Origin of the sequence: Campylobacter sp. TTU-622 (genome assembly GCF_016598965.1) — a bacterium.
GTDB lineage: Bacteria > Campylobacterota > Campylobacteria > Campylobacterales > Campylobacteraceae > Campylobacter_D.
Map to the genome: position 1 here is coordinate 1 of NZ_JAENKR010000005.1, position 22,051 is coordinate 22,051.

General features: G+C 25.9%; 28 protein-coding genes and 1 tRNA gene. 19 read left to right on the forward strand and 10 right to left on the reverse strand.

The annotated features are described in order from the left end of the window. From JG677_RS01280 to JG677_RS01290, 3 genes are all read left to right on the forward strand, one after another. Window positions 1-510 (forward strand): methyltransferase (locus tag JG677_RS01280; RefSeq protein WP_200284744.1); only part of this gene is annotated, 510 nt, incomplete at its 5' end. After that, the gene (locus JG677_RS01285) at window positions 497-982 is read left to right on the forward strand and encodes a DUF4149 domain-containing protein (protein WP_200284746.1); all 486 of its coding nucleotides are present in this window, start codon (window positions 497-499) and stop codon (window positions 980-982) included. The genes JG677_RS01280 and JG677_RS01285, both read left to right, overlap by 14 nt. 20 nt (window positions 983-1,002) lie before the next feature. Then, the gene (locus tag JG677_RS01290; protein WP_200284748.1) at window positions 1,003-1,752 is read left to right on the forward strand and encodes a flagellin; all 750 of its coding nucleotides are present in this window, start codon (window positions 1,003-1,005) and stop codon (window positions 1,750-1,752) included. Window positions 1,753-1,767: 15 nt separating this feature from the next. Here the strand turns inward: JG677_RS01290 and JG677_RS01295 are convergent, their stop codons facing one another. Genes JG677_RS01295 through JG677_RS01305 form a run of 3 tightly spaced genes read right to left on the reverse strand, consistent with a single transcriptional unit; the run spans window position 1,768 to window position 3,283 of the window. Beyond that, window positions 1,768-2,397, reverse strand: coding sequence for a YggS family pyridoxal phosphate-dependent enzyme (locus JG677_RS01295; RefSeq protein ID WP_200284750.1), 630 nt, complete (start codon window positions 2,395-2,397; stop codon window positions 1,768-1,770). Next, window positions 2,397-2,687: a hypothetical protein gene (locus JG677_RS01300; protein ID WP_200169829.1), complete on the reverse strand. Its 291-nt coding sequence runs from the start codon at window positions 2,685-2,687 to the stop codon at window positions 2,397-2,399. Before JG677_RS01300 ends, JG677_RS01295 begins: the two co-directional genes overlap by 1 nt. Then, window positions 2,684-3,283, reverse strand: a complete 600-nt coding sequence (locus JG677_RS01305; RefSeq protein WP_200169828.1) for an MBL fold metallo-hydrolase — start codon at window positions 3,281-3,283, stop codon at window positions 2,684-2,686. Before JG677_RS01305 ends, JG677_RS01300 begins: the two co-directional genes overlap by 4 nt. Window positions 3,284-3,570: 287 nt before the next feature. Between JG677_RS01305 and JG677_RS01310 the strand changes: the two genes are divergently transcribed. The 8 genes from JG677_RS01310 to JG677_RS01345 are packed head-to-tail and all read left to right on the forward strand — an operon-like array spanning window position 3,571 to window position 8,883. Further along, window positions 3,571-4,317 (forward strand): NAD+ synthase, encoded by a 747-nt coding sequence (locus JG677_RS01310; protein ID WP_200169840.1) that lies wholly within the window; start codon window positions 3,571-3,573, stop codon window positions 4,315-4,317. Then, window positions 4,304-5,215: a tetraacyldisaccharide 4'-kinase gene (locus tag JG677_RS01315; protein ID WP_200169841.1), complete on the forward strand. Its 912-nt coding sequence runs from the start codon at window positions 4,304-4,306 to the stop codon at window positions 5,213-5,215. Before JG677_RS01310 ends, JG677_RS01315 begins: the two co-directional genes overlap by 14 nt. Beyond that, on the forward strand, window positions 5,202-6,605 hold the full coding sequence (gene thrC, locus JG677_RS01320; RefSeq protein WP_200284752.1) for a threonine synthase: 1,404 nt from the start codon (window positions 5,202-5,204) through the stop codon (window positions 6,603-6,605). The genes JG677_RS01315 and thrC overlap by 14 nt, the downstream gene beginning before the upstream one ends. Beyond that, window positions 6,602-7,321: a 3-deoxy-manno-octulosonate cytidylyltransferase gene (gene kdsB / locus JG677_RS01325; RefSeq protein ID WP_200284754.1), complete on the forward strand. Its 720-nt coding sequence runs from the start codon at window positions 6,602-6,604 to the stop codon at window positions 7,319-7,321. Before thrC ends, kdsB begins: the two co-directional genes overlap by 4 nt. Further along, the gene (locus JG677_RS01330) at window positions 7,311-7,457 is read left to right on the forward strand and encodes a hypothetical protein (RefSeq protein ID WP_200284757.1); all 147 of its coding nucleotides are present in this window, start codon (window positions 7,311-7,313) and stop codon (window positions 7,455-7,457) included. Before kdsB ends, JG677_RS01330 begins: the two co-directional genes overlap by 11 nt. After that, window positions 7,450-7,749 carry a GNAT family N-acetyltransferase gene (locus JG677_RS01335; RefSeq protein WP_200284759.1) on the forward strand — a complete coding sequence of 100 codons (300 nt, stop codon included), beginning with the start codon at window positions 7,450-7,452 and terminating at the stop codon, window positions 7,747-7,749. The genes JG677_RS01330 and JG677_RS01335 overlap by 8 nt, the downstream gene beginning before the upstream one ends. A gap of 7 nt (window positions 7,750-7,756) precedes the next feature. Next, window positions 7,757-8,467, forward strand: a complete 711-nt coding sequence (locus tag JG677_RS01340) for a class I SAM-dependent methyltransferase (protein WP_200284761.1) — start codon at window positions 7,757-7,759, stop codon at window positions 8,465-8,467. Between the two features lie 38 nt (window positions 8,468-8,505). Continuing rightward, a complete protein-coding gene (locus tag JG677_RS01345) occupies window positions 8,506-8,883 on the forward strand; it encodes a TM2 domain-containing protein (RefSeq protein ID WP_200284764.1) in 378 nt (125 codons plus the stop codon). Between the two features lie 37 nt (window positions 8,884-8,920). Here the strand turns inward: JG677_RS01345 and pyrC are convergent, their stop codons facing one another. The 4 genes from pyrC to JG677_RS01365 all read right to left on the reverse strand — a co-directional run bounded on the left by pyrC (window position 8,921) and on the right by JG677_RS01365 (window position 12,099). After that, entirely contained in the window at window positions 8,921-9,928 is a 1,008-nt protein-coding gene (pyrC, locus tag JG677_RS01350) for a dihydroorotase (RefSeq protein WP_200284766.1), read from the reverse strand. 64 nt (window positions 9,929-9,992) lie between these two features. After that, entirely contained in the window at window positions 9,993-10,226 is a 234-nt protein-coding gene (locus JG677_RS01355) for a replication/maintenance protein RepL (RefSeq protein ID WP_200169822.1), read from the reverse strand. Then, window positions 10,223-10,579: a diacylglycerol kinase gene (locus JG677_RS01360; RefSeq protein ID WP_200169821.1), complete on the reverse strand. Its 357-nt coding sequence runs from the start codon at window positions 10,577-10,579 to the stop codon at window positions 10,223-10,225. Before JG677_RS01360 ends, JG677_RS01355 begins: the two co-directional genes overlap by 4 nt. Next, window positions 10,576-12,099: a phosphoethanolamine transferase gene (locus JG677_RS01365; RefSeq protein ID WP_200169820.1), complete on the reverse strand. Its 1,524-nt coding sequence runs from the start codon at window positions 12,097-12,099 to the stop codon at window positions 10,576-10,578. Before JG677_RS01365 ends, JG677_RS01360 begins: the two co-directional genes overlap by 4 nt. A 120-nt stretch (window positions 12,100-12,219) precedes the next feature. Between JG677_RS01365 and JG677_RS01370 the strand changes: the two genes are divergently transcribed. Further along, window positions 12,220-12,978 (forward strand): exodeoxyribonuclease III, encoded by a 759-nt coding sequence (locus JG677_RS01370; RefSeq protein WP_200284768.1) that lies wholly within the window; start codon window positions 12,220-12,222, stop codon window positions 12,976-12,978. On the opposite strand, the gene JG677_RS01375 is transcribed toward JG677_RS01370, so the two are convergent. Continuing rightward, window positions 12,975-13,538: a manganese efflux pump MntP gene (locus tag JG677_RS01375; RefSeq protein ID WP_200284770.1), complete on the reverse strand. Its 564-nt coding sequence runs from the start codon at window positions 13,536-13,538 to the stop codon at window positions 12,975-12,977. The genes JG677_RS01370 and JG677_RS01375 overlap by 4 nt on opposite strands. 132 nt (window positions 13,539-13,670) lie before the next feature. Between JG677_RS01375 and JG677_RS01380 the strand changes: the two genes are divergently transcribed. From JG677_RS01380 to JG677_RS01395, 4 genes are all read left to right on the forward strand, one after another. Continuing rightward, window positions 13,671-13,745: transfer RNA gene (locus JG677_RS01380), tRNA-Glu, on the forward strand. Window positions 13,746-13,846: 101 nt separating this feature from the next. Continuing rightward, window positions 13,847-14,671 (forward strand): UTP--glucose-1-phosphate uridylyltransferase GalU, encoded by an 825-nt coding sequence (galU, locus tag JG677_RS01385; protein WP_200169817.1) that lies wholly within the window; start codon window positions 13,847-13,849, stop codon window positions 14,669-14,671. Further along, entirely contained in the window at window positions 14,665-15,888 is a 1,224-nt protein-coding gene (locus JG677_RS01390; RefSeq protein ID WP_200284772.1) for a glucose-6-phosphate isomerase, read from the forward strand. The genes galU and JG677_RS01390 overlap by 7 nt, the downstream gene beginning before the upstream one ends. A 122-nt stretch (window positions 15,889-16,010) precedes the next feature. Next, on the forward strand, window positions 16,011-16,478 hold the full coding sequence (locus tag JG677_RS01395; RefSeq protein ID WP_200169815.1) for a Dps family protein: 468 nt from the start codon (window positions 16,011-16,013) through the stop codon (window positions 16,476-16,478). Window positions 16,479-16,511: 33 nt separating this feature from the next. Here JG677_RS01395 and JG677_RS01400 read toward each other — a convergent pair whose 3' ends face one another. Continuing rightward, window positions 16,512-17,672, reverse strand: coding sequence for a tetrahydrodipicolinate N-succinyltransferase N-terminal domain-containing protein (locus JG677_RS01400; protein WP_200217479.1), 1,161 nt, complete (start codon window positions 17,670-17,672; stop codon window positions 16,512-16,514). 17 nt (window positions 17,673-17,689) lie between these two features. Continuing rightward, window positions 17,690-18,793 carry an Mrp/NBP35 family ATP-binding protein gene (locus JG677_RS01405; RefSeq protein WP_200284774.1) on the reverse strand — a complete coding sequence of 368 codons (1,104 nt, stop codon included), beginning with the start codon at window positions 18,791-18,793 and terminating at the stop codon, window positions 17,690-17,692. A gap of 114 nt (window positions 18,794-18,907) precedes the next feature. Between JG677_RS01405 and JG677_RS01410 the strand changes: the two genes are divergently transcribed. From JG677_RS01410 to JG677_RS01420, 3 genes are read left to right on the forward strand one after another with little or no spacing between them, the layout of a single operon-like run. Then, on the forward strand, window positions 18,908-20,020 hold the full coding sequence (locus tag JG677_RS01410; protein ID WP_200284776.1) for a bifunctional 2-C-methyl-D-erythritol 4-phosphate cytidylyltransferase/2-C-methyl-D-erythritol 2,4-cyclodiphosphate synthase: 1,113 nt from the start codon (window positions 18,908-18,910) through the stop codon (window positions 20,018-20,020). Beyond that, complete coding sequence (locus JG677_RS01415) at window positions 20,020-20,910, forward strand: response regulator (RefSeq protein ID WP_200284778.1); 891 nt, start codon at window positions 20,020-20,022, stop codon at window positions 20,908-20,910. Before JG677_RS01410 ends, JG677_RS01415 begins: the two co-directional genes overlap by 1 nt. Further along, window positions 20,888-22,051, forward strand: coding sequence for a sulfate adenylyltransferase (locus JG677_RS01420; RefSeq protein ID WP_200284780.1), 1,164 nt, complete (start codon window positions 20,888-20,890; stop codon window positions 22,049-22,051). Before JG677_RS01415 ends, JG677_RS01420 begins: the two co-directional genes overlap by 23 nt.

Consider the following 22,051-nt stretch of genomic DNA (forward strand, 5'->3'; position numbering starts at 1 on the left):
AATTTTAAAAATATTTTAGAAATAGGTTTTGGGAGTGGAATTTTAAGTATTATTTTGGCTAAAGAATTAAGCCTTAAAATTACTGCTTGTGATATTAGTGCTAAGGCTTTAGAGATTGCTAAGAAAAATGCTAAAATTCACAAAGTAGATCATTTAATTGATTTTATTTTGTGTGATTTTAGAGATTTAAAATATAATAAATTTGATCTTATTTTTTCAAATCCTCCTTATATAAAAAATGATTATAAGCTTGATAAGTGGGTTCTTAATGAACCAAAAGAAGCTTTATTTGGAGGAGAGAAAGGATATGAAATTTTAGAAGAAATAATAAAATTCAGTTTTTCAAATAATGTGAAATATTTAGCTTGTGAATTTGGTTATGATCAAAAAGAAATTTTGCAAGAAATTTTAAATAAAAATTTTTATCAAAGTCAGTTTTTTAAAGATGAAAGAGGTTTCAATAGAGCTTTTTGGGCAATTTTAAAAGGAGAAATTAATGAAAGCAATTAATCTTTTTTTACTCAGTGCACTTATAGGTATTGAATTAATTCTTGGAACTATTGTTGCACCAACTATTTTTTATCCTAAAGATATTATAGGAGAAGGAATTTTGAGTCATTTTCAAAGCGGATTAATGATGACTCATATTTTTATAAAATTTGGTTATATTTTACTCTTTATATCGTTTTTTAATTTTTTTTATGAATGTTATAGTTTTTTTAAAAATAAAATAAAATTTCAAATTAGATTTTCAAAATTAATACTTTCTTTATTGATTTTAATTTTAAGTTTATTGTTTGTTTTTTATTTTAGTGATTATATAGCAGAGCAACAAAGAATTTTAGGTGATCAAGTGATACAAAATAATGAGTTTAAAAGTATGCATTCAGCTAGCGAGGTTGTGTTAAAAATTATTATTATAATGCAAATTATTTTGTATTTTTTAAGCTTCAAGATAGAAAAAAATACTAAAATAATATAAATTTAATTAAAGGAGGAACTATGAAAATCAATAATGCCAGTGTAATGCAGCAAAATCATTATTTAGATAATGCTCAAAAATCCTCTGAAAAAGCCTTAGGGAATATCGCTGCTGCTAGAGCCATTAGTGGAGTTGATGGTTCTAATTTAGCTATCGCTGATTCTTTAAGAACAAATGCTAGCACTATAGATCAAGGTGTTGCTAATGCTTATGATGCTATAGGTGTTTTGCAAATAGCTGATGCAAGTTTAAATAGCATTTCTCAAAGTGTGGATAAATTAGGCGAACTTTCAGTAAGAATGAATAATGCAGCTTTAAATGATAATCAAAAATCAATGCTAAGAACTGAAGCATCACGTATTCAAGAATCAATTGATAATTCTTTTAATAATGCAAATTATAATGGTAAAAATGTATTTCAAAGCATGGATTTTGTAGTTGGAAGTGGAAATGAAAATTTTAATTTAAATGCTTTAAATACGAAAGATTTAAGTATTGATGATCCTGAAAGTATTGCGAATTTCAAAGATCAGCTTGGAACTTTAAGATCAGAAATTGGTTCAGGTATTAACGCTTTAACTTCAAATATTAATGCTAGCGTGCAAAATAGCATTAATGCTAAGTCTTCAGAGAATAATTTATTAAATAATGATTTAGCAAAAAATATAAATGATTTAAATCAATCATATTTAAAAGAAAATGCTTCTGCATTTATAGCAGCACAATCAAATATGATGTTACAAGCCAAACTTGCTAGCTTATTAAGTTAAAAAAAAGAGTCCTTTTTATGGACTCTTAAATAAAATACTTCCAAGTCTTACCATATTAGAGCCACATTTAATAGCTAATTCAAAGTCATTGCTCATACCCATAGAGCAAATTGTAGCTTTGTGTTTTTTTAAATTTTCATAAATTTTATAAGCTTGTTCAAAATCTTTAGTAATTTGTTTTTTATCATCACTATGAGAACCCATACACATAATTCCACATAAATTTAAATGAGAGCATTCTTCTTGAATTTGAAGATATTCTTCTAAGGCTTTATTAGGTTCTATCCCTTGTTTGGAATCTTCTTTAGCTATATTGATTTCAAGTAAAGTATCTAGAGTATAATCTAATTTTTTATTAACTAATTTAGCCATTTCAATTCCATTGCAAGATTGCCAAAGATGAGGTTTTTGACGGATTAAAAGATTAATTTTATTACTTTGAAGATTTCCTATAAAATGCCATTTTATATCTAAATTTTCTTTATCAAGTTCTTCTTTTTTCGCTTTTAAAGCTTGAATACGATTTTCCCCGAATTCTTTAATACCTAATTTATAAAAATGTTCAATGGTTTTAGCATCAACATATTTACTTGCACCAATTAAGCGAATATTTTGTGTAAGTTTTAGTATCTTTTCTAAATTCATTAATTTTCTTTCAATCTCCATCCTAAATAAGCACATAAAAGCGAAAGCAAAAAGATAAGATCAAGTTCTAAATTTTTAAAACCAATAAAACTAATAGAAGTAGCACTATATAAAAATCCACCCATAGCACCATACATACAAAGAGTACTTAAAGTCCCATTTTCAGCCATTTTTTTACAAGGACAAATTTTATAAACCTTCTTTTTTGTTTTATTTTTTAATTTAAGTCCTAGCAGAGCAAAACAATTTAAAAAAACAAAAATACATAATAAAACAAAATCTAAACTCAATGAAAATACCTTAACCAACTTGGTAAATGAAGAATTTCTTCTTGTAAAGTACTTTCTTTTCCGTGTCCAGGTAAAAGACGAAAGTCTTCTTTATAAAGTAGAACTTTTTCTAAGCTTTCTTTCATATTTTGAGCATTAGAATAAGGAAAATCCCATCTTCCTATGCTTCTATAAAATAAAAAATCTCCACTAAACATTAATTTTTCACCTTTTACTTCTATCATAGAACAACCTGGAGTATGACCAGGTAAAAAATGAAATTTAAAAAAAATGCCATTAATGTTAATGTCATCTTCATTTTCAATTAAAACATCAGCTTCGCTTTTTTCAAAGCCTTGATTAAAAGGATCTTGAAGAAAAAATGCATCTAGTTTATGAATATAAATAGGAATATTAAATTTCTTTTTAACTTTAGCATTATCCCATATATGATCATAGTGTCCATGAGTATTTAAAATAGCTATAGGATTTTTAACATTTTTTTCTATAAATTCTAAAGCCCCCATGCCAGGATCTATAATAAATTCACCAATATTTGTGTTTAAAATATAGCAATTTGTTTCATAAGGACCACAGGCTTGTTTAATAATTTGCATTTTTATCCTTTTAGTTTTTTAAATTATATAATATTTGAGTTATTTTTAAAATTTTTAATCTTTTTTAATGAATTTATATTTTTTTTGATTTTGCTTAAATAATACTTTTTGTTTTGTTTGATTTTTATATCTGATTTGAATTAAAAATTAATTTTTATTAAATATTTAAAAATTTAAATTTATATTTTTATTAAGCTTATTTATATTTTTTTGTAAATCAAATTCTTTTTAAAGATATGAATTTTGCTTATGTTATAATTATGGCAATTTTAAAAGGTGCAAAACTTATGGATTATGAAAAATTAACGCAAAAAATTTATGAATTTATAAAAGAAAGAATTAAAAATGCTAATGCAAAAGGTGTGGTGCTTGGTTTAAGTGGAGGAATTGATTCAGCATTGGTAGCAACACTTTGTAAAAATGCTTTAAAAACTAATATTTTTGCTCTTTTAATGCCGAGTAAATATTCAAATGAACAAAATTTACAAGATGCCCTTAAACTTTGTAAAGATCTAGATATAGAATATAAAATTATAAAAATTGATAAAATTTTAACTTCGTTTTTAGAACAAAGTCAAGATATAAACAAAATTAGAATGGGTAATTTATGTGCTAGAATTCGTATGAGTTTGCTTTATGATTATTCTGCATTAAAAGAATGCTTAGTTGCTGGAACTTCAAATAAAAGTGAGCTAATGCTTGGTTATGGAACTATTTATGGAGATTTAGCTTGTGCTTTTAATCCTATAGGAAATTTTTACAAAAGTGAAATTTATAACTTAGCTACTTTTTTAAATTTAGATCAAGTTTTTATACAAAAAGCTCCAAGTGCTGATCTTTGGGTTGGACAAAACGATCAAGAAGATTTAGGTTTTTCTTATGAAGAGATTGATCAAGGTTTAAAAGCTTTAGAATTAAATGATAAGGAAAAAATATTAAGCTTAAACCCAGAATTAGTTTCTATGCTTAAAGAAAGAATGACAAAATATGCTTTTAAGAGAGCTTTGCCGGAAATATTTAATGACTTGGCTTGATAGGTATTTTTTTAAACCATCTTTTTGGCAAAAGTGTTTAGCTTTTCTTTTGCTTCCTATTAGTTTTTTATATGCTTTAGTGGCTATTTTAAATTTATATTTTAGAAAAAAAATAGATTTTAAAAAACCTATTATTAGTGTAGGGAATTTAAGTTTTGGAGGCAATGGAAAAACTCCAGTATGCAAAGCTATTTCTAAAGAATTTAAAGGAGTTTTTATTGTGCTTAGAGGATATAAAAGAAAAAGCAAAGGACTTCTTGTTGTAAAAGCTAATGAACAAATTTTATGCGATGTAATGCAAAGTGGTGATGAAGCTATGGAATATGCTTTTGAAGAAAGTATAAGCGGGGTAATAGTAAGCGAAGATAGAGTAAAAGGGATACAAAAAGCTTTTGATTTGGGTGCAAAGATTGTTTTACTTGATGATGCTTTTTCAAAGTTTTATATTAAAAAATTTGATATTTTATTAGAAAGTAAGATAGAGCCTTATTTTGGTTTTACTTTACCAAGTGGAGCATATAGGCTTCCAAAATTTTATAAAAAAAGAGCCAATTTTATTGCAAAAGAGGGTAAAGATTTTTATCGTTATTCTTTTGTAAAAGAAAATCCTAAGGCTATTTTAGTAACAGCTATTGCAAAACCTTTTAGACTTTATGAGCATTTTATAAAGGCTAGAGCTTGTTATTTTTTTAATGATCATTATGAATTTAAAAAAGATGAACTTAAAAAATTACTTGATAAACATCATTGCGATACTTTAATGCTTACTTTTAAAGATTATGTAAAAATAAAAGATTTTGGTTTTAAGTGTCAAATTATAGAATTAAATATAGAATTAGAAGATAGTTTTAAAAAAGTTTTACAAAGCTATATAAGGAGTTTTAATGCAGCTTGTTAGCACAAGAGATAAAAATAATAAAATAGATTTTAAAGAAGCTTTGATTAATCCTAGTGCAAAGGATGGAGGGCTCTATACTTTTGATAAGATTTTACCTTTTAATGCTTATGATTTAAAAGATTTAGACTATGAAGAATTTGCTTTAAAATTTATAGAACATTTTCATTTTGGTTATATTAATTTATTTAAAAAGGCTTTGCAAACCTATAAAGAATTTGATAATAAAACAGCTCTATTTTTAAGAAAAGTAAATGAAAATTTATTTATTAATGAGCTTTATCACGGTCCGACACGCGCTTTTAAGGATATGGCTTTACAACCTTTTGGTATGCTTTTAAATGAATTAAATGAAAATGAAAAAATTTTAATTATTTGTGCAACAAGTGGAGATACAGGACCAGCTACTTTAAAAAGTTTTGAAAAATTTCACAATATCAAAGTTGTTTGTATTTATCCTAAAGATGGAACAAGTGAAATTCAAGCTTTACAAATGCAAGCTTTAAATAAAGATCATTTAAAAGTTTTTGCCATAGAAGGAAATTTTGATGATGCGCAAAATACCCTAAAAAAACTATTATTAAAAGATGATTTTAGGGAAATGTTAGCTAGTTTGGATTTTAAGCTTTGTGTAGCAAATTCTATTAATTTTGGAAGAATTTTATTTCAAATGATTTATCATTATTATGCTTGTGTGAAACTTGATAAAGTATTAGACATTATAGTTCCAAGTGGTAATTTTGGTAATGCTTTAGCAGCATATTATGCTAAAAAAATGGGAGCTAAGATAGATCGTATTAAAATTGCTACTAATTCCAATGATGTTTTAAGTGATTTTTTTAATCAGGGTGTCTATGATATAAGAGAAAGAAGCCTTAAAAAGACTATTTCTCCGGCTATGGATATATTAATTTCTTCAAATATTGAGCGTTTGCTTTTTGATAAATTTGGAGATTTAAGAACTAAAGAGCTTATGAATAATTTAAAAGAAAAAAAATATTTTTATTTAAGTAAAGATGAGCTTGATAACTTAAAGCAAGATTTTGATGCTTCTTCTTGCTCGGATTTAGAATGTATGAATTTTATTAAAGAATATTCTAAAGATTTTTTAATTGATCCACATACAGCAACTTGTTTTAAACTTTTAGATAAAAATAAAAGTACTCTTATAACTTCAACGGCAGAATGGACAAAATTCACTCCAAGTATATATAAAGCTTTGTTTGATAAAGAATTAAACAATGAAAAAGAAGCCATGCTTGAAATTGCTTTGAAATTTAATTATCAAATAAGACCAGATTTACTTGCTTTATTTGATATAAAAAACAATAATTTAAAAGCTTATAAGTGTGATGAGCTTGAAAATGAAATTATAGATTGGATAAAACAATGATAATTATACCTGCAAGATTAAAATCAACGAGATTTCCTAAAAAAATTCTTTATAAAATTAATAATGTTCCAATGTTTATAGCAACAGCTCAAAAAATGGCAAAGATTGATGAGGTGGTTATAGCTTTAGATGATGAGGAAGTTTTAAAAATTGCTAAGGATTTTGGTTTTAAAGCAGTTTTAACTTCAAAAGAGCACAAAAGTGGAACAGATAGAATTAAAGAAGCAAGTGATATTTTAAATTTAAATGAAAATGAAATTATTATTAATGTGCAAGCCGATGAGCCTTTTATAGAAGAAGAAAATATAATCAAATTTAAAGAATTTTGTTCTATAAATTTAAACGAAGATGTTTTTATGGCAAGTTGTTATAAAAACATATCTAAAATTGAAGCTAATGATCCAAATTTGGTAAAAGTTGTAAATGATAGATTTGATTTTGCCTTATATTTTTCAAGGGCTAAAATTCCTTTTGAAAGAGAAGATTATAATGATTTTAAAGGACATTTAGGGATTTATGGCTATAGGGTTAAATCATTAAGAGAATTTTGCACATTTAAAACTTCAGATTTAGAAAAAAGTGAAAAATTAGAGCAATTAAGAGCCTTAGAAAATGGTAAAAAAATTAAAATGTTACAAATTAATACTAAAAGCATAGGTATAGATACTTTAGAGGATTATGAAAAGGCGTTAAAAATTTTTGATCATGCAAATTAAAAAAGCAAATTTAAGTGATTTACCAATTTTATCACCGTTATTCTTTTTACTTTTTAATGGTGATAAAAATACTTTAGAACAAGAGCTTAAGAAATTACTTTGTTCTAAAAATCATATTTTTTTTCTTATTGCATAAAGAAAATAAAGCAATTGCTTTTGCATTAGCTTCTTTAAGATTTGATTATGTAGAAGGGTCTAAAACTTCTCCTGTTAGTTATTTAGAGGCAATTTTTGTTAAAGAAGAATTTAGGAGAAAATCTTATGCAAGTTCTTTATTGAAAGCTTGTCAGTTATGGGCTTTAGAGCAAGGATCTTTAGAGTTTGCAAGCGATTGTGAATCTAAGAATCTTGCTAGTATTAAATTTCATAAAGCAATGGGTTTTGATATTACTAATCATCTTATTTGTTTTATAAAAAAACTTAGATAGGATTAAAATGAATTTATGGGATAAAAAAGCTAAAACTTATGCAAGATATAATGAATCTTTAAATCAGATACAAAAAGATAGTTTTAAAGAATTTAAAAAGCTTAATATAGATTTTAAAGATAAATTTATTATAGATATAGGTTGTGGGACAGGAGTTTGGACTTTGCATTTTGCTAAAAGTGCTAAAGAAATTTTAGCCTTAGATAGTTCGAAAACCATGTTAGAAATTTTAAGTCAAGATGCTTTAAATTTAGATATAAATAATATTAAATGTCAAAATTTAAGTTTTGATCTTTTTTGTAAGGAAAATTCTCATTTTAAATGTGATATAGCTTTTTTAAGCATGTCTCCTGCTTTACAAAATGATATAGATTATAAAAATTTTATATCTTTAGCCCCACTTAGAATTTATCTTGGATGGGCTGATTATAGAAAGAGTGATTTTTTAGATCCTATTTTTAAACATTTTAATACAGAATTTAAAGGGTTTTATAAAAAAGATTTAGAAAGTTTTTTATTAAGAGAAAATATTAAATTTCATAAAGTAATTTTTAATGAAATACGCATAGTTGAAAGAAATCGCGAAGAGGCTATTGAAAATGCTTTATGGCATTTAGATATGAATGGGGTAAAAGCAGATAAAAAAATCTTAGAAAATCTTGTAAAAGAAGAGATAAAAGAGAAAATTGAATCAAAAATAAAACTTTTAATTTTTTAAATTTTTTGATATTATAATATTTTTTTAGAGGAATATTTATGGATGCTAATACCGTTTTAATGATGATTTCTGATAAAATTCCATCGCAAAGCTTAATTCTTGTTCAAGAAAAACTTAAAAATTCTAGCGAAGATAAAATTAATACTATTGTAACTTTAAATTTTAAAAGTCATATTATTGGTTTAATTTTAGGTTTATTTTTTGGTTTGTATGGGATTGATCGCTTCTATAAAGGCGATATAACTTTAGGGATTGCTAAACTTATAACTTTTATTATAGGTACAATTACTACTTTTATCTATATAGGTTTTATTATTTTAATCGGACTTTGGATTTGGACTATAGTAGATTATTTTCTTGTATGGAAAGGTATTAAAAAAGATAATCTTAAAAAAATTTTAATTGTATTGGAATAAATATTTTTTAATTATAATAAACCCTAAATTGTATAATTTAGGGTTTTACTTGAAATTTTAAATTTTCTCCTGCCATAAAAGGGATGATTTTTTCATTTTCATTTTTATATTCATTTGGGACTTGCCAATCTTCATTATTTAAAGTAATGATTTTATCTTCTTTAAATTTTAGTCTATGGATTTTACAAGCATTATCTGATATAAATTTTTGTAAATTTTCCTGATTTGAATATTTTTGAAATAGTTCAGCTAAAACACTTAAGGCTATAGGAGCACTAAAAATTCCTGCCGCACAGCCACAGCATTCTTTTTCGCTTTGTGGATGAGGGGCGCTATCACTTCCAAACATTACTTTTTCATAACCATTAAAAGCCAATTCACAAAGTGTAGTTTTATCTTCATAAGTTTTAGCAATGGGTTTGCAAAATAAATGAGGTTTCATTTTTCCTCCAATAACATCATCTAAAGTAAGCATTAAATGGTGTAAAGTGATAGTAGCGTATAAATTTTCATAATCTTTTAATAAATTACAAAGTGTTTTGGTTGTTATATGCTCCATTACAATTTTGAGATTTTTAAAATTTTTTGCTAATTTTTCATAAATTTTTGCAAAATTACTTTCTCTATCCATTACAAAGTCATTTGTTTCTCCGTGAATTAATAAAGGAATATTAAGAGCACTCATAGCTTCTAAAGTAGGTTTTAAAGCTTCAATTTCAAAATTTGAAATCCCATTATCCGAATTTGTAGTAATTCCTGCTGGATAAAGCTTAATGGCAAAAATTTCATCTTTTGCTTTTTCTAAAAATTTTTCATCATAATTTTTAAAAAAAAGAGTCATTAACGGAGTAAAACATTTATCATTACTTGCTTTTAGAATACGTTCTTTATAAGATCTTAAAGATTTAATATCGCAAAGTGGAGGAATTAAATTAGGCATAATAACAGCCGCACGAAAATCTTTTGCACTTAAAGGTGCAACAAGTTCTAGCATCGATTTATCTCTTAAATGTAAATGCATATCCAAAGGATTTTTAAGCTTCATTTTTTGTTCCTTATATAAATTATCGAATTTTAATAAAGAAATTAATTTTTAAATTAGCAAATATTTATTCTTTAATATAAAGTTGATAGAACCCATTTTTAAGTTTTTTAAAAACTTTTTTTTCTTCTAAAAATTTAAAAGTTGCAATAATAGTAGGTTTGCTTTGGTTGAGTTTTTTTTCTATCTCATTTATTTTTATTGTAATAAAGCCATTGTTATCAGCATTATCACATAAAAATTTCATAAGTTCATAGCGTTTTTTTCCAAAAAGCTCTTTTATTAAATTTTCAAATTTCATAAGTATAAGCGTCCCAATATCATTCCCCAAGTAAAAAGAGCTAAAATAACACTAAAAAATACAGCGCTTGAGCCACAATCTTTTGCTATTTTTGCTTTTTCATTCCATTCATTTGTTATTAAATCAACACAAGATTCAATTGCTGAATTTAATGCTTCTACGATTAAAATAAGTATCAAAACAAAAATTAAAAATAAATGTTCTAACAAGGAAATTGGAAGAAAAAAGCTTATAATTATAGCAGGGATAATAATGCTAAGTTCTATACAAAAAGAAGTTTCATTTTTAATAAGGCTTAAAATCCCTTCTATGGCGTATTTAGTATTGTTTAAAAGACTATATTTTGGCTTCAAGGGTTATCCTTTAAATGGCTACTAAAGAGATCGTAGCTACTCTCATAAACTTTACTTTTTACATTAAAATATCCCAAAAGAGAACTAAAAAGATTATCTTGAGAAAGTTTTAAATTTCTGTATTGTTGTGCTAGTTTTATTAAATTATTATCATTACTCCAAAAAATTAAAGGAACATGTGTTTGGTATTTTGGAGCAAAAGCATAAGGCATACCATGAAGATATAATCCATTTTCTCCCAAGCTTTCTCCATGATCAGAAATATAGATTAAAGAGCTTTGGAAATCATTCTTCTCTTTTAATAAAGCAATAATTTCACTTAAAATAAAGTCTGTATAAAGCAAAGTATTATCATAAGTATTAACAAGTGCTTCTTGTGAACATTTATCAAGTGTATTGGTATCACAAGTTGGTAAAAATTTTTTAAATTCTTTAGGATAACGTTTATAATAAGTTGGTCCATGTGATCCTTGTAGATGTAATACTATGATATTTTGATTTTTGAGATTTTTTAACTTTTCTTTGAATGAATCGAGTAAATTCTCATCATATTGATAAGAATATAATTCTGTTTGTTTAATGCGATCGCAAACCCCTTTACAACCCCCTGAATTATTATCAATCCAAATAGTATTAACTCCTAATTTTTGCAAGATATCTAAAGCATTTTCTTGAAATTCGCTATTGGAGAAATTTGCTCTTTTTGAAATAGAAAACATACAAGGCAAGCTTATAGCTGTAGCTGTTCCACAAGAGCTAACATTATTAAAAAAGATAACATTTTCTTTTTTGGTATAAGCGTTTGTATCATTTGTAGTATAATCACCTAAAGAATAATTTGCCGCCCTTGCAGTTTCACCAACTACTAAAATAAGAAGTTTTTTACTTGTATTATCTTCTATGTAAGCATCATTTTCTATAGTCTTAAATTTTTCTTTAGCTTTTACGTATTTGCTATAATAACGCCATAAAGAATAAATTTGATAAAAAGGAGTGTTATACATTCTAATTTCATTATAATTTCTAAAAAATGGAATATAGGTTTTAGTTAGAGGTAAAAATAAACCTAAAAATAAAATTAAAGCCAAAGATATACTAATTATCTTAGTGGAAAATTTATTAGAATTAACAATTTTTAATTTAACAATAAAAGCAATTAATATTAAAAAACCTAAAATTAAAAGAATTAAACGCCAATTTAAAAGTTCTTTAACTTCTTTTACATCTGTTTGCATAGCATTTAAAATCATATCAGAGTCTATTAAAACTCCATAATAATGAATAAAATATATGCTTATTAAAGAGCTTAAGATAAAAAATATAGAGAAAAATTTTGTAAGATATTTGATAAACAATATAGAAAAAATAGTATGTATAAGTAAAAAATACATAACAATAAAAGTTAAAGTAAGCCAAGTATTTTGAATCTTTTCATATACAAAAATAAAAAGATTAAAATTTAAACAAGTAATCAGTATGGAATTTAATAATACAAATTTAAACCATGAAATTTTTAGCATATTTTGTTATCCTTTTTTACTATCCCTTGAATAAATGTTTATTATAATAGTTTTAGATTAATACACAGCACAAATTTAAAAAATATGTTATGATTGCATTTTTTTATTTTAAGGATAAAGATGAAGTTATTATCGTGGAATGTAAATGGTTTAAGAGCTATTTGTGATAAAAATGCATTAGATTGGATAGGTAAAGAAGATATTGATTTTATAGGTTTTCAAGAAATTAAAGCTCATGAGGATAAATTTCCTAAAAGAATTTATGAATATCCCTTTAAATATATATATTCTAATTCTGCAAAAAGAGCGGGATATTCTGGAGTAATGAGCCTTTGTAATTTTGAATGTGAAGTAAAAAAATGTGAATTTTTTGATGATGATGAAGGAAGAGTTTTAGAGCATCGTTTTAAAAATATAGTTCTTTTTAATATCTATTTTCCTAATGGACAAAAAGATGAAGAGCGTTTAAATTTTAAAATGCAATTTTATAAAGATTTTTTAGTATATCTTGAAAAACTTTTAAGTGAAAAAAAAGAAATTATTATTTGTGGTGATGTTAATACTGCACATAAAGAAATAGATCTTACCCATCCAAAAGCAAATGCTAATACATCAGGATTTTTACCCATAGAAAGAGCTTGGATTGATGATTTGCTTAATTTAGGTTTTATTGACACATTTAGAGAAATCAATGGGGATATCAAAGAAAAGTACTCGTGGTGGAGTTATAGAATGAAAGCAAGAGAAAGAAATGTGGGTTGGCGGATTGATTATTTTTTTATTTCATCTGGTTTAAAAAAGAAATTAAAAAATGCCTTTATAAGAGATGATATATTTGGTTCAGATCACGCTCCTGTCGGTATTGAACTCGATATTTAATCAAAAAATAGATGCTGAATTAAAATTTTAATACCAAGTAAAATTAAAACCCCACCTCCTAATAATTCTGCTTTAGAGCTAAGATAAATACCAAATTGATTGCCAATTTTAAGTGCAAAAATACAAAGTATAAAAGTAATAAAACCAATTAAAAAAAGTGCTAAAAATAAATTAACTTGCAAAAAAGCAAAGCTTACCCCTATGGCAAATGCATCAATACTTGTTGCAATAGCTAATGAAAACATAGTTTTAAAATTAAATTCATTTGCTATATTTTCGCAACTTTTATTTTCGAGTGATTCTTTAATCATTTTTATACCAATAAAAGTAAGCAGTATAAAAGCTATCCAATGATCAATTTCTCTAACAAAAGGTTCAAATTCTATTCCTATAATATATCCTAATAAAGGCATTATAGCTTGAAATCCGCCAAAATAAATTCCTACTAAAAGATAGTGTTTTATATTTAATTTTTTAACGCTAAAACCCTTACATAAAGATACAGCAAAAGCATCCATTGCTAAGGCAAAAGAGAGAAAAATTAAACTAAAAATATCCATATTTTACCTTTTTGTTTGATAAATATAAAAAAATGAAATTATAATTTAAAAATATTAATTTAAAATTTAATATAATATTAAGAATAATAAATGTATAATTCACTTTTTAAAAAAACTCATTGAAAATTGAAAGGCCCATTCGTCTAGCGGTTAGGACATCGCCCTTTCACGGCGGTAACACGAGTTCGAGTCTCGTATGGGTCACCACTTCTTACTACATATGAACTAATTTAACTTATTAATTATTTTAAATTTGTAGCGAATTTTGTTATAATTTTTTTATAAAATAATAACAATAAGGAAATTTTATGCTTCAAACTTGTATTTTTCCAGCAGCTGGATATGGAACTAGATTTTTACCCGCAACAAAAACACTCCCAAAAGAAATGCTACCTATATTAAATAAACCTCTTATTCATTATGGTGTTGATGAAGCCTTAGAAGCAGGTATGGACAATATGGGATTTGTAACTGGAAGAGGCAAAAGAGCTTTAGAAGATTATTTTGATATTTCATATGAGCTTGAACATCAAATTTTAGGAACAAAAAAAGAATATTTATTAAATGATATAAGATCTTTAATAGATCGTTGTACCTTTACTTTTACAAGACAAAATCAAATGAAAGGTCTGGGTGATGCGATTTTAAAAAGTAGACCATTAGTAGGAGATGAAGCTTTTGGTGTGATATTAGCTGATGATTTATGTGTCAATGAAGAAGGTTTTAATGTAATGACACAAATGGTTAAAATTTATGAAAAATATCGTTGCACTATTATCGCAGTTATGGAGGTACCAAAGGATCAGGTTTCAAATTATGGAATAATTACTGGAAATAATGTAGAAGATAATTTGGTTATGGTTAATTCTATGATAGAAAAGCCAGATATCAATGAAGCTCCAAGTAATTTGGCAATTATAGGAAGATATATTTTAACTCCGGATATTTTTGGTATTTTAGAAAATACCAAAGAAGGAAAAAATGGAGAAATTCAACTTACCGATGCTTTACTGACTCAAGCTTTAAGTGGGATGGTTTTAGCTTATAAATTTCAAGGAAAGCGATTTGATTGTGGTAGTGTTGATGGTTTTGTAGAGGCAACAAATTTCTTTTATAAGAAAAGCTTATGTTAAAAAATACTTTATTTTTTAAAACAACTAAATTTGAAAATATTAGATCTTATGCTAATCGTATAAATGATGAGTTTAAAAGTGGAGATATAGGATATTATCATTTAATTGATACAAGTTTGAAACTTATTGATGAAAGTAAGGATTTTATCAAAGATAAAGATCATATTAAAAATATTATTTTAGTAGGAATGGGTGGTTCAAGCTGCGGGGTTAAAGCATTAAAAGATTTGCTTTTTAATCAAAATACAAGTTTAAAAAATCTTTATATTGTAGATAATACTTCATCTTCTACTTTAATGGAAATTCTAGAACATATTAATATTAAAGAAAGTCTTTTTTTAATCACAAGTAAAACAGGCAATACCATAGAGGTTATTTCAATCTTTAAGATTATTGTTGGATATTTTAATTTAAAACTTAGTGAGTTAAAGAATTATTTTGTTTTTATTACTGATAAGGATTCCAACCTTGATAAACAAGCAAAAGATTTAAATATAAAGACTTTTTTTATTCCAAATAATGTTGGCGGGCGTTTTAGCATACTCTCTGCTGTTGGTATAGTGCCATTTTGTTTTTGTGGTTATGATGCTAAAGAACTTTTAAATGGTGCTAGATCTTGTTTTGAAGATTTTTTTATCCATAAAAAAGATGAAATTTTGCAAAAGGCTTATCATTATTGCACACATAAAAGTGCTAATATTAATGTTTTGTTTAGTTATAATGATATTTTTAGAGGATTTAATGAATGGTATATACAGCTTATTGCTGAAAGTTTGGGTAAAAAACAAGGATATAAAAGGATAGGTTTAACTCCTATTTCTTTAATCGGTGCAAGGGATCAGCATAGTTTTTTACAACTTATTATGGATGGACCTAAAAATAAAACAATAACTTTTTTAAAAATTAAAAATCTTAAAGATTCTCCAATTATACCGGATATTAATTTTACATTTTTAGATTCATCAAGTAATAATATAAAATTGCACGAACTTTTAAATGCTCAATGTGATGCAACAATGCACGCATTAATTTCTGAAAATCTTAGTGTTGATTTAATAGAAATTGAATATCTTGATTCTTGGCATATAGGGTATTTAATGTATTATTATGAACTTTTTACTTCAGCTTGTGGAATTATGTTAGGGATAAATACTTATAATCAACCTGGTGTTGAAGTAGGAAAACTTATTTTAACAAATATATTAAATTCTCGTTAATTTTTTACAGAAAAAGAGTATAATAAAACAAATTAAAAATTATAATAAAAAATTTTATATAATAATAATTATTATTTAATAATTTTATGTTATAATTTTAAAAATTAAAAAAAGGAGATAAAATGTCAGTAGTAAATCAATTATTACAAATCCAAGCAGATGCACATCATTTATGGATTAAATTTCATAATTATCATTGGAATGTCAAAGGTCTTCAGTTTTTTTCAATTCACGAATATACAGAAAAAGCTTATGAAGAAATGGCAGAACTTTTTGATGATTGTGCCGAAAGAGTATTACAACTTGGAGAAAAAGCTATAGTTTGTAGAAAAACTTTAATAGAAAAAGCTAAAAGTCCAAAAGTAGATAAAGATTGTTTTACGCCTATTGAAGTAATTGAATTTATTAAAAAAGATTATGAATATCTTTTAAATGAATTTAAAAAATTAAATGAAGAATCAGAAAAAGTTAGCGATACAACTACAGCTGCTTTTGCACAAGAAAAAATTGCTAAATATGAAAAAGATCTTTGGATGCTAAAATCAGCTTCACAAGGCTCTTGTCAAACAACTTCACAAAGTTGTTGTTAATAAAAGCGAAATTTAAGCAGAGTTAATCTCTGCTTAATGTAAATCATCATTAAGTTTTACAGCTTTTTTATTAAAGCCTACAATCATCGCTCCACTAATAGAATCTTGTCTAAAATGAAGTCCGTTTAAACCTTGAAGTTCTAATCCTTTATACATATCTTTTGAAAAATCAAAATCTTTATTAACTTTTTGAAGTTTATCTTTATCCTTGAGTAAAAATTTAGTTCCTTCTAAAACAGCAATTCCAGCATCTACTATACAGTTATCCCCTAAAGGTATACCTGTAACAGAGTTAGCTCCTAAAAGACAAGACTTTCCTATGCTAATGGCATTACCGCTTGTTCCACTTAAAACTCCTAAAATAGAAGCACCTCCTCCTATATCAGTGCCTTCTCCAACTACTACCGAAGAACTAATACGCCCTTCAACCATACAAGCTCCTGTAGTCCCTGAATTAAAATTGACATAACTTGCACCAGGCATTATAGTTGTCCCTGCTGCTAAATGTGCTCCCATTCTGACTTTAGAGCTTTCAAGAATTCTTGTGTTTTCTTCAGGAATGATATGGGATAAAAATCTTGGAAATTTATCAACAAAATCAATTTTTGGATATTGATTTTTCATTTTAAGTTTCATTTGATTTACTCTTAAGTATTCTAATTCTATTGGTTTATCATCACTCCAAGCAACATTGCTTAAAAGTCCAAAAGCTCCATTTAAATTTAAAGATCTTAAAGGAACTTTTTTACTTGAAATAAGATAGAGTTTTAAATATACGCTTTCAACACTTAAAGGCTCTTTATCTTCAAAAATACATACAAAAGCATATTCATCATCTTTAAAAGATTCTTTAATGATTTTAAGTAAATCAATGTTTTGATGCCCTTCTTCTTCTAAAAATGGTTTAAAACAAGAAAGAGCAAATTCTATATCTTCTAATTTTAAAATACTAACAAATTCACTTGCATTAAAATCAATTTCAATCCCTCTTTTAGCAAAAGCTTCAAATATAATAGCAGCCGAGGCATAATTTTGTTCAAAATTTACAAAAGCAAAATTTGCTTGTAAAATTTTATTTTTATTTATTTGTCCACGATCAAGCCTTGCAATACCAAAAGCTTTTGGACTTTTGTATCCTTGTTTTTGTTCTATTTGCTTTACAAAAAGTAAAAAATCTTCTTTAGAATTTATCATTATTTTCTCCTCATATTTTAAGAACAGGCACTTTTACCATTTATTGTAGGTTGGATTTTAGAATTATTTACTCCACCTTCTTGATTGATTTTTTCTATAAAATTCCAGATTTTTTCAGCAGCCATAGAATAACGTTTTGCACTTACACTTTCAGAATGGTAAAAACTTACAGGTTTTCCTTCATCTCCACCTTCTCTAACTATCATTTCAATAGGAATTTGAGCTAATACCTCACTATTATAAATTTTTGCTATATCTTCTGCTGTGCCTTTGCCAAAAATATCATATTCTTTACCATTATCAGGGCATAAAAATCCACTCATATTTTCAATAATTCCTGCTATAGGAATATAAAGTTTATTAAACATATCCAGTGCTCTTTTACTATCATCAAGCGAAACAATTTGAGGAGTACTTACGCAAACTCCAGCAGTTATAGGAATACTTTGTGCTGAGGTAATTTGAGCATCTCCAGTTCCAGGAGGCATATCAAGAAAAAGTACATCAAGTTCTGGCCAAATAACATCAGATAAAAGCTGTTCCACAGCTTTCATAATCATAGCTCCACGCCACATAAGACCTTGACCTTCTTCAATTAAAACACCCATACTCATCATATAAATTCCGTGTGTTAAGATAGGTTTTAATTTTTGGCCTACAACTTCAGGTTGTGTTTTGGTTTCTCCAAGCATTCTTGGAATATTTGGTCCATAAATATCTGCGTCTAAAAGTCCTACTTTTTTACCCATTTTTGCCATAGAAATAGCTAAATTAACAGCAGTAGTACTTTTACCTACTCCACCTTTGCCGCTAGAAACCATAATAAAATTTTTAATTTGAGGAGCTATATTTTTTCCAGTTCTAGAATTACTTTTTTCTTCAGGAATTTTAGGTTGTATGATATTAATTTTAAGCTCTTTTAAATTTAATTCTTTAAGATTTGCTTCAATATTATCTTTTAGTTCTTTTGCAATTTGTGGATTTGCTGATACTATTTCAATATCAATCAAAGCAGTTTCATTTTCAAAATGTATATTTTTTACAAAACCAAAACTAACAATATCTTTTTCAAATCCAGGATATTTTATGTTTTTAAGTTTTTCTTCAATTTTTTTTAACATTAATTCTCCTTATTTAAAATATTATTCTACTAACAAAAAAATAAAATTTAGCTTTTTATAAGTGTTTAATATGGTAACATACTATAAAGTCATAATTTTTAAAAAGGAAAATATATGCTTGATATAAGCTTAATTATACTTGCAGCTGGGGATTCTACTAGATTTAATCTTGATGTAAAAAAACAATTTATTCGTTTAAAAAATGATCCACTTTGGTTATATGCGACAAAAAATTTAAGTTCTTTATATCATTTTAAAAAAGTTGTTGTTACTTCTAGTAATACTTCTTATATGAAAAAATTTACTTCTCATTATGAAATTGTTGAAGGCGCTAAATCAAGATCGCAATCTTTAAAGAATGCACTTAATAAAATTGATAGCGAATTTGTGATGGTAAGTGATGCTGCTAGAGTACTTATTTCTAAAGAATTATTTGACAGATTAATTATAAATATTAATTACGCAGATTGCATAACGCCTATTTTAAAAGTAGTTGATACTACTTTATTTGATGAAAAAATTTTACCAAGAGAAAAAATTAAGCTTATTCAAACTCCACAAATTTCACGTACTTCTTTACTAAAAAAAGCTTTAGAAACAGATAAAGAATTTAGCGATGATAGTAGTGCTATTGCTTCAGTAGGTGGAAAAATTTGGTATGTTGAAGGAGAAGAGAGTGCAAGAAAAATCACTTTTAAAGAGGATTTAAAAAAATTAGATTTACCAAAACCAAGTAATGAAATTTTTTGTGGAAATGGTTTTGATGTGCACGAATTTGGAGAAAAGCGTCCTTTGCTTTTAGGAGGAGTTGAAATTCATCCTAGTAAAGGTTTAAAAGCTCATAGTGATGGAGATGTTTTGGCTCATTCTTTAATTGATGCTTTACTTGGAGCTGCTGCGCTTGGAGATATAGGTGAGCTTTTTCCAGATACAAATATGAAATTTAAAAATGCTAATTCTATGGAGCTTTTAAAGCAAGCTTATCAAAAAGTTAAAGAAGTGGGATTTGAAATTATAAATGCCGATGTAACTATCATAGCACAAGCTCCAAAAATGCAAAATTTTAAACAAGATATTGTAAAAAATATAGCCAAAGTTCTAGAAATAGATGAATTTAGAGTTAATGTAAAAGCAACTACAACAGAAAAATTAGGTTTTGTAGGAAGAGAAGAGGGTATAGCTGTCTTATCTTGCGTAAATTTGAAATATTTTGATTGGACAATATAATGAAAGTTTTAATTATAGAAAATGAAATTTACTTAGCACAGAGTATAAGTATGAAATTAAGTGAAATTGGATATTGGTGTGAAATTATTAACTCTTTTGATGAGTTAAAAGATGAAAAGACTTACGATGTCATTCTTCTTTCTACTAATACTAATAATTTTATCAATGCAGTTGAAAAATTTAAATCTAGTATTATAATTCTTCTTATTTCATATATAAGTACAGATACCGTTTCTGACCCATTAAAAATGGGAGCTAGTGATTATATTCAAAAACCTTTTATGATGGAAGAATTATTAAGAAAAATCAAGCATCATCAAGATTTTAGAAAACTTCTTGTATTAAATAATACTTATGAAAGTTATTTTAAATCACATTTTAAAAATTTAAAAACTATTGAATATAATTATAAAAAAATTAAATTCCCTCTTATAATTCAGACAAATAATCAAGATAATGCTGATTTTTTTGTTTTTAGTTATATGAAAAAATATGATTTAATTTTTTCATATATTGATCTTTTAGAATTAAGTTCATTGGAAAAGATTTTTAAACTCATTTCTTATAACAATATTATATATATAAGCAATTTTCAAATCTTAAAAAATACAGAAAAAGAAGAAATTTTAAATTTTATTAAAGATAAAATGGTGATTTTGCATACAAGTACCGCATTGGAAAAGCCTGTAAATTTTGATTATATTGATTTAAGAAATGATGAAAAAAATATCAATAATAATGAAATCTTAACTATTGATGAATATGTAAAATATATAATACTTACTTATCAAAATATTTTTCCAGATACAGATTTGTCTAAAAAATTAGGAATTTCAAGAAAATCTTTATGGGAAAAAAGGAAAAAATATGAAATCAGCAAAAGAAAATAAAAGTATAGTTATTAATGCTAATGAATTTAAAATTCTTGCACTTATTAAAGAAGGAATGCTTGGTCCTTATAGATATTTAATGAATGAAGAAGAAAGCGAAGAAATTTCACGCACAAAGAAATTTAAAGGTCATACTTTTCTTTATCCATTAACCTTTGTTTCTAAATATAATAAAATTAAAGAAACTTTAAAAAATATTCAATTTGGCGGTAAAATCGATCTTATATTAAATAATCAAATAGTTGGACATATAATTTTTCATTCCCAGTTTAAATATAAAAGTCATTTTACAAGTATTTTTAATTTTAATGAGTGTTTTTTAGATGATAAAAATGTATGTATTAGCGGGGAATTTGAAATTTATAATTCTCCTATTAAAAGTATTAAAGAAAAATTTTTAAGTATTAAAAATAATCTTAATGCAAAAAAAATTACAGCGATAGTTTCAAGTTTTGATCCTTTACATAGAGCTCATGAGAGAATTTTTAGATGGAGTATTGATAAGGCTGATCTAGTAGTAGTTTTTTTAATAGAATCTTATGAAGAAAATGGACTTGATTTTACTCTTAAAGAAAAATATTTAAATAAATTTATAAAAGATTATTTGCCACCTGAGCGTATTTTTGTATTTCCTTTGCAAGATACTGATATATTTCACGCTCATTTAAATCCTGGACTTGAAGGGACTATTGCTAAGAATTTAGGTTGTACGAAATTAGTAGTGGGACAAAATCATACCGGACTTGGAATGTTTTATGATTGTAATCAACCTAAAACTATTTTAGATGAATTTGCTAAAGATTATGGTATTGAAGTAATTGTTTTACCTGAGTTTGTTTTTTGCGATAAGTGTGCTATTATAGTAAGTACAAAATCTTGTCCCCATGGACATCACCATCATATGCATTTTAATAGTAATTCTTTAAAAGAATTATTAAGAGCAGGAATCATTCCCCCAGCTATTTTTATGAGAAAGGAAATTTCAAGTATGATTTTGAGCAAACTTTTTCCAAATCGTTTTAAAAATATGCAAAAAATTTATAATGATCTTTTTCCTACTAATGGAATCTTAGAATATAAAGAAGATGAAGAGTTTTATCAAAAACTTTTAGAAGTTCATCAAATGTCTTATATGGTGTAG

Coding starts and splice junctions, on each gene's coding strand:
- JG677_RS01285 (WP_200284746.1), top strand. CDS start 497: ATGAAAGCAATTAATCTTTTTTTACTCAGTGCACTTATAGGTATTGAA.
- JG677_RS01290 (WP_200284748.1), top strand. CDS start 1,003: ATGAAAATCAATAATGCCAGTGTAATGCAGCAAAATCATTATTTAGAT.
- JG677_RS01295 (WP_200284750.1), bottom strand. CDS start 2,397: ATGAATTTAGAAAAGATACTAAAACTTACACAAAATATTCGCTTAATT.
- JG677_RS01305 (WP_200169828.1), bottom strand. CDS start 3,283: ATGCAAATTATTAAACAAGCCTGTGGTCCTTATGAAACAAATTGCTAT.
- JG677_RS01310 (WP_200169840.1), top strand. CDS start 3,571: ATGGATTATGAAAAATTAACGCAAAAAATTTATGAATTTATAAAAGAA.
- JG677_RS01315 (WP_200169841.1), top strand. CDS start 4,304: ATGACTTGGCTTGATAGGTATTTTTTTAAACCATCTTTTTGGCAAAAG.
- thrC (WP_200284752.1), top strand. CDS start 5,202: ATGCAGCTTGTTAGCACAAGAGATAAAAATAATAAAATAGATTTTAAA.
- kdsB (WP_200284754.1), top strand. CDS start 6,602: ATGATAATTATACCTGCAAGATTAAAATCAACGAGATTTCCTAAAAAA.
- JG677_RS01330 (WP_200284757.1), top strand. CDS start 7,311: ATGCAAATTAAAAAAGCAAATTTAAGTGATTTACCAATTTTATCACCG.
- JG677_RS01340 (WP_200284761.1), top strand. CDS start 7,757: ATGAATTTATGGGATAAAAAAGCTAAAACTTATGCAAGATATAATGAA.
- JG677_RS01345 (WP_200284764.1), top strand. CDS start 8,506: ATGGATGCTAATACCGTTTTAATGATGATTTCTGATAAAATTCCATCG.
- pyrC (WP_200284766.1), bottom strand. CDS start 9,928: ATGAAGCTTAAAAATCCTTTGGATATGCATTTACATTTAAGAGATAAA.
- JG677_RS01355 (WP_200169822.1), bottom strand. CDS start 10,226: ATGAAATTTGAAAATTTAATAAAAGAGCTTTTTGGAAAAAAACGCTAT.
- JG677_RS01365 (WP_200169820.1), bottom strand. CDS start 12,099: ATGCTAAAAATTTCATGGTTTAAATTTGTATTATTAAATTCCATACTG.
- JG677_RS01370 (WP_200284768.1), top strand. CDS start 12,220: ATGAAGTTATTATCGTGGAATGTAAATGGTTTAAGAGCTATTTGTGAT.
- JG677_RS01375 (WP_200284770.1), bottom strand. CDS start 13,538: ATGGATATTTTTAGTTTAATTTTTCTCTCTTTTGCCTTAGCAATGGAT.
- galU (WP_200169817.1), top strand. CDS start 13,847: ATGCTTCAAACTTGTATTTTTCCAGCAGCTGGATATGGAACTAGATTT.
- JG677_RS01390 (WP_200284772.1), top strand. CDS start 14,665: ATGTTAAAAAATACTTTATTTTTTAAAACAACTAAATTTGAAAATATT.
- JG677_RS01395 (WP_200169815.1), top strand. CDS start 16,011: ATGTCAGTAGTAAATCAATTATTACAAATCCAAGCAGATGCACATCAT.
- JG677_RS01400 (WP_200217479.1), bottom strand. CDS start 17,672: ATGATAAATTCTAAAGAAGATTTTTTACTTTTTGTAAAGCAAATAGAA.
- JG677_RS01405 (WP_200284774.1), bottom strand. CDS start 18,793: ATGTTAAAAAAAATTGAAGAAAAACTTAAAAACATAAAATATCCTGGA.
- JG677_RS01410 (WP_200284776.1), top strand. CDS start 18,908: ATGCTTGATATAAGCTTAATTATACTTGCAGCTGGGGATTCTACTAGA.
- JG677_RS01415 (WP_200284778.1), top strand. CDS start 20,020: ATGAAAGTTTTAATTATAGAAAATGAAATTTACTTAGCACAGAGTATA.
- JG677_RS01420 (WP_200284780.1), top strand. CDS start 20,888: ATGAAATCAGCAAAAGAAAATAAAAGTATAGTTATTAATGCTAATGAA.